The organism is Pleomorphochaeta sp. (assembly GCF_050031695.1).
Classification (GTDB): Bacteria; Spirochaetota; Spirochaetia; order Sphaerochaetales; family Sphaerochaetaceae; genus Pleomorphochaeta.
This window is the reverse complement of record NZ_JBNAIC010000030.1, coordinates 1-15783: the sequence shown is the minus strand read 5'-3', so window position 1 is coordinate 15783 and position 15783 is coordinate 1. Positions and strand designations below refer to the sequence as shown.

Here is a 15783-nt window from a genome sequence, read left to right as displayed (position 1 = left end):
TTGAACTCATATGATATACTTCTATAGAAGAAGTATTTATTATACAAAAACCATTGAGATTTATATTAGGAGGAAAACCGTGAAACGTTTTTCAAGTAAATTAATGTCAGCATTGTTAGTAACATTGCTCATCGTTTCCGTTATAGGATGTAAGTCAACACCTGAGCCTGTTGAAGAAGTACCTGCAGCAGCTGTTGTTCAACCTGTAGCTCCTGCTCCAGTTGAAGAAGAAGCTCCAGTTGTTGTAGTAGAAGAAAAACCAGCTGTAGTTGAAGAAGCTCCAGTTGTAGAAGAAGCTCCTAAAGCGGAAGTAAAAGAAGAACCTAAAGAAGTTGCAATTGTCGAAGAAGTTAAAGAACCAGAAGTTGTTTATCCTTACGGCGTTAAAGAAATTGTAAAAGCTGAAGGTCATGACGTATTTGACTTATTTATTGTACATACTAACGATGTACATGGTAGATTAGAAGGTTCTAGTAGTAATATTGGTTATGCTAGATTGTCTACTATGCTACAAGTAGCAAGAAGTATTACTGATAATATTTTATTATTAGATGCTGGTGATGCTATTTCTGGTAGTAATTTAGTTAATCTTTATGAAGGCGAAACTGCAGCTGTTCTACTTGATATGTTAGGATATGATGCAATTGCATTAGGTAACCATGAATTTGATTACGGTCTAGATAGAATTTTACAAGCATCTCAAATTGCTAAAGAATATTCTGATGTAAAAGTTTTATCAGCTAACGTATTAACTGATGATGGTTATTTATTATTCCAACCTTACCAAGTTTATAACTTTAATGGATTTAAAGTTGCTGTTGTTGGTTTAACAACTCCTGATACATATGTAACTACAAAACCAAGTAATGTTGAAGGTTTAACATTTGATAGCGAATTAATTATTAATAATGCTCAAGCAGCAATTGATATTGCTCATCAATATGTTGACTACGTTGTAGTATTAGGTCATATGGGTATGGATGAAAGTAGCCCAAGTGGTTATACAACACAATTAATCTTAAACAACCTTGACGGTGTAGATTTATGGATTGATGGACATAGTCATACTGAATTAGAAAATGGCGAATACATTAATGATACATTAGTTGTTCAAACTGGTGAATATTTAAATAATGTTGGTGTTGTTGATGTTTTAGTTAAAGACAATGAAGTTGTTTCTCAAAATGCTTTCTTAATTTCAGCATCTGATGTTGATGATCCTGCAAATAGTCCTTTAGCAAGTGCTTATGGTATTGTAAATGTACCTGAAGATCCTCAAGTAAAAGCATATATTGATGCTAAGAAAGAAGCTTTAGAAGAAATTTATGATGTAGTTATTGCTGATACACCAAAAGTATTACAAGGTGAAAGAGCTGACGTAAGAACTAAGAAAACTAATTTAACATCAATGATTTGTACTGCTATGACTGAATATTCAGACGCAGATTTCACAATCACTAATGGTGGTGGTATTAGAGCTAGTATTGACGCTGGTGAAGTAACTAAGGGTGAAGTAATTACTGTACTTCCATTCAACAATGTATTAACTGTAGTAGCTGTAACAGGTGAAGAAGTTTACGAAGCAATGGAATATGGTTATAGAGCTCTACCTGAAGCAACTGGTTCATATGCTCAAACTGACCTTAAAGTAGTTTATAATAAATATGCAGACCCTGGTAAACGTATCCTAAGACTTTACACACCAGATGGCAAAGTAGTTAAGAAAGATTCAACAGTTTATCATGTTGCAACTAATGATTTCTTAGCAATTGGTGGTGACGGTTATACATGGTTCACAGATATTGTTTCTTACAGAGAATTATTAAGTGATGTATTCGAAGAATATTTAACTGAAAATTTCCCAGTAAAATAATAGCTATTAATTATTAAATAAATGGTCCACAGTAAAATGTGGACCTTTTTATCTATAATGCCTAATAATCGCTTATAGACGCATTATTATTGAGTTATATACTAATTATTCAAATAATTAGTAACGATATAATTATGGATATATATAATATTGTATAATAAAAAATATATTTAAATTGAATTTATTATTATCGTACTTAGAAAAATAATAAAAAAAATATATTTATTAAAAAGTATAAGTATCGTAATATCGAGACTTATAAAATTTTATTAATAAAAGTTTCTAAAAAAGATTTTTTTTTATTAGATTTGTATTGACAGAAATCGTTCAATAAGGTAATGTACCAATCGTTCGATGAACTTAAGCGCCTGTAGCTCAGTCGGTAGAGCAGGTGGCTGTTAACCACCCTGTCGGGGGTTCAAATCCCTCCGGGCGCGCTTAATTTTGCTCCCAATTTTTTGGGAGCTTTTTATTTGCTCTAGGTATGGGAGCAATTAACATACCCTAATAATATTAATCTAAGAGTGCTGTTTTAGTGTTTATTATTAGTAAGAATACTTTCTTAAAGGAATTGACTATGGCAACAAGAAGAGGCCCACGTTTTAAAGAATGTCGTAGATTAGGAGTGAATGCTTGTGGTCACCCTAAGGCTATGGATCGTGCTAACGCTCCTGCTTTTCGAAAGAAACACAAGGTATCCGATTATGGTATGCAATTAGCTGAAAAACAAAAAGTTAAAGCATATTACGGTATCTTCGAAAAGCAATTACGTAATTACTATGCAGATGCAAGTAGATCTGAATTAAGAACTGGTGATGCATTAATTACAACACTAGAATGTCGTTTAGATAATCTAGTTTATCGTATTGGATTTGGTAACTCAATTAGACTTTCACGTCAATTAGTTTCTCACGGCCACATACAAGTTAATGGTAAGAAGGTTGATATTCCTTCATATCAATGTAAAGTTGGTGATGTGATCTCATTAAAAGAAAAATCTCGTAAGAATGAAGCTTTCAAGAAGAATTTCTTAGGTGCAGTAAAATTCAAAGTAGCTTATTTAGATAAGAATGAAGAAGGTTTTGCTGGTACATTATTAAGAAAACCAGAAAGAGCTGAAGTTCCTGTTGAAATCAACGACCAATTAGTTGTTGAGTTCTACTCAAAATAAACTTAGTAATATTTATATTACAAAAAAAACTACTAGTCAGCATGCTAGTAGTTTTTTTATTTTAAAAGAAAATATTAATAATTATAGATTTTTCTTAAAATCATTTATATTTATAAATTCAAAGAAATGACAAGTTCCATTTTTTAATTGAACTGCAATAACGCTCTTTTTAAAAACTTTTTCAAAAAGATTTAATTCGTGTAAAGAATCTGCTGTTTTATATTTTTTTATTATATTAAGAGCACTTGATTGAGTTACTTTAAATATTTTCTCAATTTCATCAATTTTAATTTCTCTTTGCAATTTTACATATTTATTCTTTTTCTTTTTCTTGGTTGTTAATTCCATGCCAAAAATTGCATGTTTTTTTTCAAAGTCTTCAAAATAAAGTGTGTTATTAATTTTAAAAATAAATACACCATATTCTCTAAAAGTTGAATCAGAACAACCATACCAAGTTGAAAAAGTTTTCCAAGTTATTTTACCGCCGTAAGTATTTTCTAATTTTTCTAAAAATTCTAAAGTTTCTTCATCCATATTAGTATTTAGCTCTAGAGCTAACCTCCAAATAATTTTTATAATTACTAAAACGATATATTTATCCTTGAATAATTATGGTGATTATTGTAGCATGCAACACAGATTATTGAAAGTAACTTATTATTTGGTTAAGTGTAAATAAGTGTATAAGAAATAGGTAGTTGGCGATGGATTATTTGATAAAAGATTTTGGAAAGATTCTTAAAAAGAATGCTTTAATGATGAGAAGGTTATTATTACAAGAAGATACAGATTGTATGAGAGTATATGATCGAAATCTTGAGGAACTACCTGTTAGTGTTGATTTATATGGTAAATACGCAAGAATAACCGATTATAGTGATGAAGGTTTATCACAAGAGTTAGAAGAAGTTGTAAAAGATGTTGTAAGAAGAATGTGTTATATTCAAAGTGAATATGTTATTTTTCACAAAAGGAATAAAAGGCATAATAAAGAGCAACATGATGTACAAAATATAAATAGTCTCGTAATCGAAGTCAAAGAGTTTTCTCACAAATTTAAAGTAGATTTAGTAAAAAGAATAGATACTGGTTTATTTTTAGATCATTATAAAACAAGAAAATTAGTAGAAAGTCAATGTGATAATTTTAGAGTATTGAATTTGTTTTCATATACAGGGTCTTTTAGCGTTTATGCAGCTGCTGGAAATGCATTAAGAGTTGAATCAGTTGATTTAAGTAAAACTTATACTGAATGGGCAAAATATAATTTGAAGTTAAATGGTTTTGATAGTGATAGATATCCATGTATAAACCAAGATGCTCTAGAATACATTATTGATTCTGTTAGAAAAAAGAAAAAATATGATTTAATAATTTTTGATCCACCAAGTTTTTCTAATAGTAGAAAAATGAATGAAACTTTTGATATTCAAAGAGATTATGTAAGATATTTAAGATTAATTAATAATTTATTAGATAATAATGGGAAGGTACTGTTTTCAACAAACTTAAGTTCTTTCCATATGGATCCGGGACGTTTGCTTGAATATAAAGTAAAGAATATAACAAAAGAAATATTAGCAGATGGATTTTCAGCAAAAAAAGGTTCCTCAAAAACCTGGTCACTAGAAAAAATTAAAAATGCTAAATTGCGTAAAGAAGATTACGAAGGCAAAAAATATTTCACAAAGAAAGAAAACCCAAAAGAAATGGGAATAAGGAAAAAGAAAATGGATAATTACTCCAATGGCGAAGAACAAAATGATTTAAATAAAATCATTAACGATTTAGAAAAAGATTTTAACGAAAACACAAACGAAAACGAAAAAAATGAAATTGCAAGTGAAATTGCTATTGAAATTGCAAACGAAATAAATTCTACTGATTCCAATAATGAAGACGATGATTTAGTAATTCGTTGGGATGCAAGTTATGAAAGCCCAATTAGTGGAAATAGAGATCGAAGACCTTCTAGAAACGACAGAGGAAGAAGTTCTTATCGTGATGATAGAAGAAGTAGATACTCAAGGGATGATAGAGATAGAAGATCCTCTAGAGGTTCAAGATACTCAAGAGACGATAGAGATAGAAGGTCTTCTAGAGACGATAGAGGTTCTAGATACTCAAGAGAAAATACAGAAAGAAAATTCTCAAGAGATGATAGAGGTTCAAGATACTCAAGAGACGATAGAGATAGAAGATCTTCTAGAGACGATAGAGGTTCTAGATACTCAAGAGACGATAAAGATAGAAGATACTCAAGAGATGATAGATATAGAAGGTCCTCTAGAGATGATAGAGGTTCAAGATTCTCAAGAGACGATAGAGATAGAAGGTCCTATAGAGATGATAGAGGTTCTAGATACTCTAGAGACGATAGAGATAGAAGGTCTTCTAGAGATGATAGGGGCTCTAGATACTCAAGAGAAAATACAGAAAGAAAATTCTCAAGAGACGATAGAGATAGAAGGTCCTCTAGAGATGATAGGGGCTCTAGATACTCAAGAGAAAATACAGAAAGAAAATTCTCAAGAGACGACAGAGATAGAAGGTCCTCTAGAGATGATAGAGGTTCAAGATTCTCAAGAGACGATAGAGATAGAAGAAGTAGTTTCTCAGATGGAAAAAGAAAATCTTTTAGAGGTGGTGATAATTACAATACTGATTTTAATTCAGATGCTCCTAGAGAAAAAAGAGTTAAAAAAAGTAAGCCTAAACCTTATGGTTTTGAAAAAAAGAATTAGTTTAATATAATAAATTGTCACCTTTTTTAAGTACTTTTTTATTGATAAATTAAAATTCATAAAACTTCATAATCTAATTAATGCCCTTAGAAAACTATTAATTTGGTAAATTATACAAACATTTTGACAAAAAATAAAATATATTGTAATTTTTATATCTAGTCATGAGCTTAATATTATACTAATATTGATATAACACTTGATGATAATAGAGTGTATAAGGAGTTAGTATTATGGAAAAGAGTGCATCTTGTGAATTACGAAGATTGACTAATCATGTCAGAAGAAAGTTAATGACTTTTAAGGGTGATAAAAATAATAAGAGACAAACATCGTCTCATTATTATATTATTAATTATATTGCATCTAAAGGAAACGAGGATGTTTTTCAAAGGGATATTGATAAACGTTTTTCTTTAAGAAGACCGACTACTACAGAAATCCTTAAATTAATGGAAAGAAATGGTTTAGTAACAAAAAAATCAGTTGAAAATGATTTAAGATTGAAGAAGGTTGTTCTAACTAAAAAAGCAAAAACTCTTGGTCAAGAATTTGAAGTATTCCTTGATGGAATGGAACAACAAATGACTGAAGGTATTTCAGAAGAAAATATGGAAATCTTCTTCGATGTTGTTGAAAAAATGAGACAAAATTTAGAGAACGACAGTTAATGAAAATTAAACCAATATTAAGGAGCTTAAAAGGATACTATAAGGAAACTTTTTTAGCTCCTTTATTTGTAATTTTAGACACGCTATTATTTTCACAAATTCCATTTGTAATAGCGAAATTGATTGATAATGGGATAACAACATCTAACAGAGATAATATAATAAATTATGGATTACAATTATTTTTTCTGACATTTATGATGGCTGTATTAGGTGTTCTTGGAGGTATCTTTGTAGCTAAAGGTGCTTCTGGATTTAGTAAAAATCTAAGAAAAGATTTATTTTATCAAGTAGAAAAATATTCTTTTTTGAATTTAGATAAATTTTCAACAAGTTCTTTAGTAGTTAGATTAACTACTGATGTTCAAAGACTTCAGAATGTATATCAGATGAGTTTTAGAGGAGCTTTTAGAGCTCTAAGTAGTCTTGGTTTTGCAGTATATATGTCTTTTGTAATCAATGCAGAATTAGCTAAAACTTTTTTATTAGCAATTCCTATATTATTAGTAATGTTATTAATAATAATCAAACTAGCCTTTCCTAGATTTGAAAAAGTATTTAAAGAAATAGATAATATAAATCGTGTAGTTAAGGAAAATCTTGATGGGATTAGAGTTGTAAAGGCTTATGTAAAACAAGACTATGAAATCAGTAAATTTAAAGAAAGTAGTTCAAAACTTGAAAAATTATATGTAAATGCATACAAACTTATGGTTTCTGTTATGCCAATAATGCTATTTTGTGTATTTGGTATTACATTATTAATAGTATTTCTCGGTTCAAAAATGGTTATAACTTTAGAAATAACTACCGGTGAATTAGTAAGTTTAGTGAGCTATGTTACAATGTCGCTATTTGGGTTAATCCAACTTTCAGCAGTTTTTGTTATGGTTATTGTTTCCTCCCCTAGTATAAAAAGAATAGTAGATGTACTTGAAGAAGATATTGATATTAAAGATAAAGATGTAACAGTAAATACTATGGAAAATGCTGATATTGAATTTAAAGATGTTAGTTTTAGTTATTTAAAACGTGATGATAAATTATGTTTAGAAAAAGTTAATTTGAAATTTAAACAAGGTCAGAGAATAGGTATTATTGGATCAACTGGTTCTTCTAAAACTTCTTTAGTAAATTTATTGCCTCGTTTATATGATATACAATCAGGTGAATTATTAATTGGCGGTGTAGATGTTAGAGATTACGCGGTTGAAACGCTAAGAAATAATATCTCATATGCTCTACAAAAATCTGTTCTTTTCTCAGGTACAATTAAAGAAAATTTACTTTGGGGGAAAGCAGACGCTAGTGAAGAAGATATGGTAAATGCATGTAAGATAGCTCAAATTCATGATTATATTATGAGTTTAGATAAAGGCTATGATTATAGGATTGAAAGAGGTGGAGTTAATGTATCTGGAGGCCAAAGACAAAGATTGTCTATAGCTAGAGCATTAATTAAATCACCAAAAATATTAATATTAGATGATTCAACAAGTGCTGTTGATATGGCAACAGAAGCTAAAATTAATAAAGGTTTTGCATTAATGATACCTGATACTACAAAAATTATAATAGCTCAGAGAATTTCAAGTATAGAAAATTGTGATAAAATTATAGTTCTTGATGAAGGAAAAGTCGTAGGGCAAGGAAATCATGAAGAATTATTAAAAGAAAATAGTATTTATCAAGAAGTTTATTACACACAAAAGAAGGAGGTAGAAGATGCCTCCATTTAGTGGAAGAGGTCATGGACCACGAGGTAAGGTTGAAAAACCAAAGTATATAAAAAAAACTATTAAACGATTGTTTTCTTATTTTTCCCCGTTTAAATTTAGATTAGTATTGGTGTTTATTTGTATTGTTTTAGCTTCAACTACAACAATAGCTTCATCAATATTTTTAAGATTTATCATCGATAACGGTATAACTCCATTAATTGGAGTAGAAAATCCTGATTTCTCTTACTTTTATCAAATTGTACCAATATTTGGAATCATTTTATTAATCGGTGTTCTAGCTATGTATTATTATACTAGAGCTATGGTTAAAATCTCTCAAAAAATATTAAAAGTGTTGAGAAACCAAATGTTTGAACATATGCAAAAGTTACCATTAACTTATTTCGACACTAAAGGACATGGAGATATTTTAAGTCGATATACTAGTGATATTGATGCAATGGTTAATTTATTATCACAAAGCTTACCACAACTTCTTTTAGGTATTTTACAATTTATAGGTATAGTTTTAGCTATGCTTATAACAAGTTGGAGATTATCTATTATTGCATTTATTGTAATAATATTTATGCTATTAGTTGTAAAAGCTTTAGGTAATGTTTCTTCTAAATATTTTTCAAAGCAGCAAGCTGCATTAGGTGCAACAAATGCATATGTTGAAGAAATGATTGCAGGTCAAAAAGAAGTTAAAGTATATAATCGACAAGATAAAGTAAATAGTAATTTCGACGTTTTAAACGAAGAATTGGCAGCTAATGCTTATAAAGCTAGTTCTTTAGGTAATATATTTATGCCAATTATGTCTTCTATGAGTTATTTACAATACGTTATTCTTGCTATTTTTGGTGGACTTTTAGCTATAAGTGGTAATACAGCGATTACATTAGGTGTAATTGTAAGTTTTTTACAGCTATCAAGAAATCTTGCTCAGCCAATAATTTCACTTGGACAACAGATTAATTCTTTAATGTTAGCTTTAGCAGGGGCTGAGAGAATATTTGCATTAATAGATGAGAAAATAGAAGAAGATGATGGTTATATTGAGCTTGTGAATGTAAATATCAAAGATGATGGTACAATTATTGAATGTAATGAAAAAACCTGTCATTGGGCTTTTAAGGACCACGATAAGCTTATCTTACTTAAAGGTGATGTTGAATTAAAGAATGTTGATTTTTCATATGTAGAAGGAAAACCAATATTAAAAAATATAAGTTTAAAAGCAAAGGCTGGTGAAAATATAGCATTTGTAGGATCTACTGGTGCTGGTAAAACTACAATAACTAATTTGATTAATAGATTCTATGATATTGATAGTGGAGTTATTCTTTATGATGGTATAGATATTAGAAAAATTAAAAAACCTGATTTAAGAAGAGCTTTGGGATTTGTATTGCAAGATACTAATTTATTTAGTGGAACTATTAAAGAAAATATTTCTTATGGTAAGTTAAAAGCTACTGATGAAGAAGTAATTGATGCTGCTAAATTAGCAAATGCAGATCATTTTATTTCTATATTAGAAGATGGTTATGATACATATTTAGACGGTGAAGATAATTTGTTATCTATAGGTCAAAGGCAATTACTTTCCATTGCTAGATGTGCTATTGCTAATCCTCCAGTAATGATTTTAGATGAAGCAACTAGTAGTATAGATACGAGAACAGAAAAAATAGTTCAAGAAGGTATGAATAAATTAATGTCAAATAGAACTGTTTTTGTTATTGCTCATAGATTATCAACTATTAGAAATAGTGATGTAATTATAGTTTTAGAAAATGGTGAAATCATCGAATTAGGTAATCATAAAGATCTTATGAAACAAAAAGGTTCTTATTATAAATTGTATAAAGGTTTGACAAAGTTAGATTAGAAATAAAAAGGTTGTCAAATTAAATTGTGGAAGTTATTATATATATTATATATGACTTCCATATTTTTTGTTTTTTGAAATAAAATATTGACTTTTTCTATCTATTGAAGCATACTCCTAATAGATAATGAATTTCAATAAGGATAAAACATGGTAGAAAGAAGACAAACAATTCAAAGAGGACTTGTTCTAAATGCTGTAATTGATTTATATAATCATCCGACAGCACAAGAGGTGTATGATTATATACACTCAAGTCATCCCACAGTTGGTAAAGCTACTGTATATAGAAATTTAAATTTACTTGTTGATGAAGGAAAATTAAAAAAGATTTTTGCTATTGATGGACCCGATCATTATGATTCTACAGTAAAAGAGCATCAACATATTGAATGTCGTATATGTAAAAAAGTTTATGATGTAACTTTGCCAATTAATCAAGAGAGTGTTATCAGCATTGAAAATGAAACAGGATTTTCAATGATTGATAAGAATATTATTATTACAGGAATTTGTCCTGACTGTTTAAAAAATGCTAAATAATTATTTAGCGAAGGAGTAAAAATAATGGAATTTAAAGGTTCTAAAACTGAGAAAAACTTAATGGATGCTTTTGCAGGGGAATCTCAAGCTCGCAATAAGTATACTTATTATTCTTCAAAGGCTAAAAAAGAAGGATATGTACAAATTGCAAATATTTTCGCAGAAACTGCTGGGAATGAAAAAGAACATGCTGAAATTTGGTTTAAATTACTTCAAGAAAATGGAGAAATTCCAACAACAATGACTAACTTAAAAGATGCAGCTGCTGGTGAAAATTATGAATGGACAGACATGTATCAAAGAATGTCTGAAGAAGCAGAAGAAGAAGGTTTTTCAAAGATTTCTAAGTTATTTAGTATGGTAGCTAAAATTGAAAAAGAACACGAAGCTAGATATCTAAAATTATTAGAAAATTTAGAAGAAGGAATTGTATTCTCACGTGATGGAGATACTGTTTGGAAATGTTCAAATTGTGGTCATATTCATGTTGGAAAAAAAGCTCCTTCTCTTTGCCCAGTTTGTGCTCATCCTCAAGCATATTTTGAACTAGAATGTAAAAATTACTAAAATATAATTATATATTTTATATCCCAGCTAATTAAGATTATTCTTAAAGTTGGGATTATTTTTTATATAAAAAAAATCACCCTTACGGGTGATAATATATTTTTACAATAAGCACATTGTTGAATAATCTAATTAGTTGAAAAAGTAAGTTGAATGCTGCTTAGATAATTACCAGGTTGAGCAATGTCTTTTTCAGTCCAACTTAAATTAAAGGAAGCAATACTGTCTTCTAAATAATAATTATCATTAGTTATTGGTATATTATATGAATAAAAATTAGAACCTATCGGAGAGTTTTCAAAAGTTATACTATCATCATTTGTAATATCTGATAATATCAAAGATTGTGTATCAATTATATATCCGTCATCACCTTGAGCAATATTTCCATTATCATCAAGCAATTGAAAAAATCCAACTTGTATATCAACATTAAGGGCATAATCTTCTGTGTCCGTTCCATCTAAAATGATTGAGAAAGGTGTTAATACCCAAGATTCAGATAATAATAAATTTTGATTATTATTATCTTGTGTTATTGTGGATTCATCTTGTAGTGGAAAATTTTCATAATAGAGCTGAATAGTTAATTCTATAACATCAGCTTCAGCCACAACAGTTGTTGATTCACTAGTTGGTTCAAAAGATGCATCAGATACGTATTCAGGAGCATTTTCCATAACTAATTGATCTGCAAAACAAATAAAATTTGCAAATGAAATTAATAATAAAAAAGTAAATAACCTTTTTTTCAATGTAATATCTCCCATGTGCATATATATTATTAATTATTTATGTTTATAATTCAACAATATTTATAGTTATATCTGTAAAATATCTGCCAGCAGGTACTGTATTATTTTCAGGACTATAAATTTGAAAAGAAAAACTGTTTAGATTTCCTATTTCGTAAAATTCACCCGATACAAAAGATAGTTGACCGTTCGATGGAGATTTATTTATAATAGTAGGTGTTAAAGAAATATAAGTATTAGTTGAATTATCTATATAATAATAATCAGTACATTCTACATCTATTTCATAAGTTTGGTTTGTTTCTACTGAGCCAAAAAAAGCAATAATAAAATTATCTGTAGTAAAACCATCTCTAATTAAAAAAGGATTATCTACATCTTCCAAACTAGAATTTATTCCATCTTGATCAATATAAAATAATTCGTCTGAAATATCGGTAGCATCACTAATTTCTGAATAATATTTTTTCATAACTAAAGAGCCTTCAATTTCAGTATCAATTTGAACAAGTGAAGCTGCATAAAGAGGTAAACAGATGATAAGACTTGTAATAAAAATGATTATTTTTCTAAGCATGTTTTCCTCCGATAACTTATTTTATTTTAATTTTTTTGTAATTAAATAATATTATAATATGTCTCTTGTGTCAATAGTTTGTGTTTTTATATATTTTTTGTTAGAGGTTTTAAATTGTTAGTAATTTAGCAAAAAAATATAAAATAGCTAAATAAAGTCTTTATTTAGCTATTTTATTAAATATAACGAATTTATAATATATATTTTTTTATTGAATGTTATGACAAAAATTCATATTATATTAAACATTTATTAAGTTGAATTTAAATTCCTAAAAAGTTAATAGGATTAATTGAAGCGAACTTTTCTATTTCTTCGTCATTAAATGGACTATTCTCAAAGATTTTATAATATTCACTATATGATTTAACTTTAAAAAGATTTACAGAAAAATCAGAGCCAAACAAAGAGTGAGTTACTATATGTTCTCTTATGTTTTTATTATCTTCTAAGTTTAGAAAATTTAGAAATTCTATATAAAACTGAGGCATGGTTCCACTAAATGAAAAATCTAAATATACATTATTATATTTATTCATTAGTTCTATAATTTCATAAAACCAAGGACTTGTTGGAATTCTTTCAGTTTTTGGTTTAATTAAATTCTGAGCTAAAATTGATGCTGTTGGTAAATTACTAATCGAACTATATTGTTTACCAGAATGAGCAAAATCAATTTTTAATGTAGGATATTCTTTTAATACTACCTCCCAAGATTTTGGGCTAGTATATGCCCAAGCTTCTTTTGTAGGAATTGTTCTAAATCCTTGATCGTCACAATGAGTAATTATTGGTAAATCATTTTCACAACAGAATTGATAGATATATTTTAATTTACTTAATTCATATTTATCGTTTGGCCAAGGGTTTAGACCTAATGGGGGATAAAACTTAATACCATAAAATTTTTTCTTTGAATATTTTTGGTTATTTTGTTTGTGTGTTTTATTTACATAAGTAGCTATTAAATCTTTAATGAAATCTAATGAATGTGCAGGTGTATTGATACCTAATAATGGGAAAAATTCCATTATTCCATTTTTATTATATTTATTATAATCATTTAAAGCTGTTAATGTATCATCAACATACTTTAATATTTTTATTTCTCTACTTAGTGGGTAATATACATTTTTTAAATTAATGTGATTATTTGAAAAATCCATTAATAAAGGAATTAATGCTAATTTATCATATTTCTTATTTCTGAAATGTAGTTTGTTATTATATATATATGGTTTAAAAAGTTTTTTATCAGCTTCAGAAAGATTATCTATATATTCACCTTTTAAATCATTTTCCATCATAGCAAAAATTTCACCTATTGGTTTGTCAAAGGCTAAAATTAAATTAACCATTTTTTTATTTAAATTCATAGGATTTGCTTTTCTACCTTCTAATATATAAGAAGTTGAGAAAAAGCCACTTGTTAATAGGTCTGTAATTCCAGAATTTAACGATTCAATTGTACTAACAAAATCAGGATGGTCTAAATTCATTGCATGCATATGCGAATCAAAAAAATATTTCATATGTAAATTATATATTATATGAAGTAAAATAATCAAATAAATTGAATATTTTATCATTATTAACTTACAATTTTATGGTTGTAATAAGTATGTTATAAGTTGGCATAAGTTACAATTAGGTTATTAATTTGATGTAAATCGTTATATTATAAAGAATTAAATATGTTACAAACTGTTTTGTATAGATGCTTTATTATATAATTTTATGATTATTAACTATTATTATAAATAGTAAAAAAAAGTATTGACATAAGATGTAAGTCATATTATATTAGATATGTAATCAATCTTAAAGAACAAATAAATAAATTAAGGAGAGACTGAATTATGAATAAAAAAATTTTATCAATAATAGCTATATTAGCTTTAGTGCCAACTTTTATTATGGCACAAACTGTGGGTGCAACAGGTGATGCTCCTACTTACAGTAGTATTGCTTTACCAGCAGCAGAAGAAGAATCCACAACTGTAGTAGCAGTACAAGAGGATGTAGCATTTAGCTTTATTTTTGAAGCAAAAACTACTGATAATTCATGGGTTTCTGCAAATTCTAAAGAAATTTACGATTCAGCATGGTCACCAAGATCAGATTTCACAGCTTCTTTTAGAGCAAGAGTTGAACAAGGAACTTCCACTGCAATTAGTTCTTTATCTATAAAAATTGAAATTGGAAATTTAGCACGTACTACTGGTACGTCCTATGATACTGGATTACCAACATTAAGTGCTAGAACATTAGGAACAGATAGTTTATTATCAATTGCTCAAGGTACTGCCTCTACATCTTCACCATTAACTGTTACTGATACAGTTACATTAGCTAATAATGTTACTTATGGTGCAGATGAAGATAAAAACTCTGTATATTTTGATGTTACATATACCGGCGATTCTACAGCTCCAGCTGGAAGATATGAGAGTATTGTTAAGTTAAACTTTACTGCTAGTTAGTATATTTTACTTTATAATAGAGCTCCTTCATTTTTGAAGGAGTTTTTTTATGGGCTTAAGCCCGTTCACGAAGCGATGAGTAAGAGCTTTGGGAACAAAAAACCACCTGCTATGCGGGTGGTAACAATTGTTATACAAAAACCTCGTTTTATTATAGAATTTGAATGCTACTCCAAAACTATAAATAGAAAACGAGGTAATAATAAATGGCAAATAAAACAAACAGTTTGTCACATACTAAGTGGATGTGTAAGTACCATATAGTATTTACACCTAAGTATAGAAGAAAGATTATTTACAATCAATATAGAACAAGTGTAGGTGAAATATTAAGAACCTTATGTAATTACAAGAAAGTTGAAATTATAGAAGGTCATTTAATGGATGATCATGTACATATGTTAGTAAGTATACCACCTAAAATAAGTGTGTCGAGTTTTATGGGATATTTAAAAGGAAAGAGTGCCCTTATGATATTTGATAATGTTTGCAAATTTAAAATATAAATTTGGAAATAGACACTTTTGGGCTGAAGGATATTATGTTAGTACTGTAGGATTGAATACTGCAACAGTACAAAAATATATACAAGAGCAAGAAAAACATGATATAGCACTTGATAAATTAAGTGTTAAAGAGTGAGCGTAAATTGATACCTTGTTTCAGCTATATAAAATAAAACATATAATTCAACTATAAAAAATAGAAGGAGTTATGTTTTGCCATATACAGAAGAATTTAAAGTAAATTTTATTAATGAATTTTTAGATAGGTATCA

At 28.3% G+C, this 15783-nt stretch carries 13 protein-coding genes, 1 tRNA gene and 1 pseudogene; 11 read left to right on the top strand and 4 right to left on the bottom strand.

Translation table 11 applies throughout. The annotated features are described in order from the left end of the window. The first annotated feature begins 79 nt into the window (after positions 1–79). From ACPKM0_RS06155 to rpsD, 3 genes are all read left to right on the top strand, one after another. The gene (locus tag ACPKM0_RS06155) at positions 80–1873 is read left to right on the top strand and encodes a bifunctional metallophosphatase/5'-nucleotidase (RefSeq protein WP_472474314.1); all 1794 of its coding nucleotides are present in this window, start codon (positions 80–82) and stop codon (positions 1871–1873) included. 364 nt (positions 1874–2237) lie between these two features. After that, positions 2238–2310: transfer RNA gene (locus ACPKM0_RS06150), tRNA-Asn, on the top strand. Positions 2311–2450: 140 nt separating this feature from the next. Continuing rightward, positions 2451–3044, top strand: coding sequence for a 30S ribosomal protein S4 (gene rpsD, locus ACPKM0_RS06145; RefSeq protein ID WP_472474312.1), 594 nt, complete (start codon positions 2451–2453; stop codon positions 3042–3044). 81 nt (positions 3045–3125) lie between these two features. Here rpsD and ACPKM0_RS06140 read toward each other — a convergent pair whose 3' ends face one another. Continuing rightward, positions 3126–3581, bottom strand: coding sequence for a hypothetical protein (locus ACPKM0_RS06140; RefSeq protein WP_472474310.1), 456 nt, complete (start codon positions 3579–3581; stop codon positions 3126–3128). Positions 3582–3751: 170 nt separating this feature from the next. On the opposite strand from ACPKM0_RS06140, the gene ACPKM0_RS06135 reads away from it, so the two are divergent. The 6 genes from ACPKM0_RS06135 (at position 3752) to rbr (ending at position 11190) form a co-directional block, all read left to right on the top strand. Then, positions 3752–5791 carry a class I SAM-dependent methyltransferase gene (locus ACPKM0_RS06135; RefSeq protein WP_472474308.1) on the top strand — a complete coding sequence of 680 codons (2040 nt, stop codon included), beginning with the start codon at positions 3752–3754 and terminating at the stop codon, positions 5789–5791. 233 nt (positions 5792–6024) lie between these two features. After that, on the top strand, positions 6025–6462 hold the full coding sequence (locus tag ACPKM0_RS06130; protein ID WP_472474306.1) for a MarR family winged helix-turn-helix transcriptional regulator: 438 nt from the start codon (positions 6025–6027) through the stop codon (positions 6460–6462). Then, positions 6462–8201 (top strand): ABC transporter ATP-binding protein, encoded by a 1740-nt coding sequence (locus tag ACPKM0_RS06125; protein WP_472474304.1) that lies wholly within the window; start codon positions 6462–6464, stop codon positions 8199–8201. Before ACPKM0_RS06130 ends, ACPKM0_RS06125 begins: the two co-directional genes overlap by 1 nt. Next, positions 8188–10080 carry an ABC transporter ATP-binding protein gene (locus tag ACPKM0_RS06120; RefSeq protein ID WP_472474302.1) on the top strand — a complete coding sequence of 631 codons (1893 nt, stop codon included), beginning with the start codon at positions 8188–8190 and terminating at the stop codon, positions 10078–10080. Before ACPKM0_RS06125 ends, ACPKM0_RS06120 begins: the two co-directional genes overlap by 14 nt. 150 nt (positions 10081–10230) lie before the next feature. Continuing rightward, a complete protein-coding gene (locus tag ACPKM0_RS06115) occupies positions 10231–10623 on the top strand; it encodes a Fur family transcriptional regulator (RefSeq protein WP_472474300.1) in 393 nt (130 codons plus the stop codon). Positions 10624–10647: 24 nt separating this feature from the next. Then, positions 10648–11190, top strand: coding sequence for a rubrerythrin (rbr, locus tag ACPKM0_RS06110; protein ID WP_472474298.1), 543 nt, complete (start codon positions 10648–10650; stop codon positions 11188–11190). A 128-nt stretch (positions 11191–11318) separates the two neighbouring features. Here the strand turns inward: rbr and ACPKM0_RS06105 are convergent, their stop codons facing one another. The 3 genes from ACPKM0_RS06105 to ACPKM0_RS06095 form a co-directional block, all read right to left on the bottom strand. Further along, positions 11319–11945, bottom strand: a complete 627-nt coding sequence (locus tag ACPKM0_RS06105; protein ID WP_472474296.1) for a hypothetical protein — start codon at positions 11943–11945, stop codon at positions 11319–11321. A gap of 43 nt (positions 11946–11988) precedes the next feature. Further along, positions 11989–12522 (bottom strand): hypothetical protein, encoded by a 534-nt coding sequence (locus tag ACPKM0_RS06100; RefSeq protein WP_472474294.1) that lies wholly within the window; start codon positions 12520–12522, stop codon positions 11989–11991. A 263-nt stretch (positions 12523–12785) separates the two neighbouring features. Next, positions 12786–14054 (bottom strand): amidohydrolase family protein, encoded by a 1269-nt coding sequence (locus tag ACPKM0_RS06095; protein WP_472474292.1) that lies wholly within the window; start codon positions 14052–14054, stop codon positions 12786–12788. A 327-nt stretch (positions 14055–14381) separates the two neighbouring features. Here ACPKM0_RS06095 and ACPKM0_RS06090 point away from each other — a divergent pair, with 327 nt between their 5' ends. Continuing rightward, entirely contained in the window at positions 14382–15005 is a 624-nt protein-coding gene (locus ACPKM0_RS06090; protein ID WP_472474290.1) for a hypothetical protein, read from the top strand. Positions 15006–15211: 206 nt separating this feature from the next. After that, a pseudogene (tnpA, locus tag ACPKM0_RS06085) lies at positions 15212–15647 on the top strand (IS200/IS605 family transposase). Positions 15648–15783 lie beyond the last annotated feature (136 nt).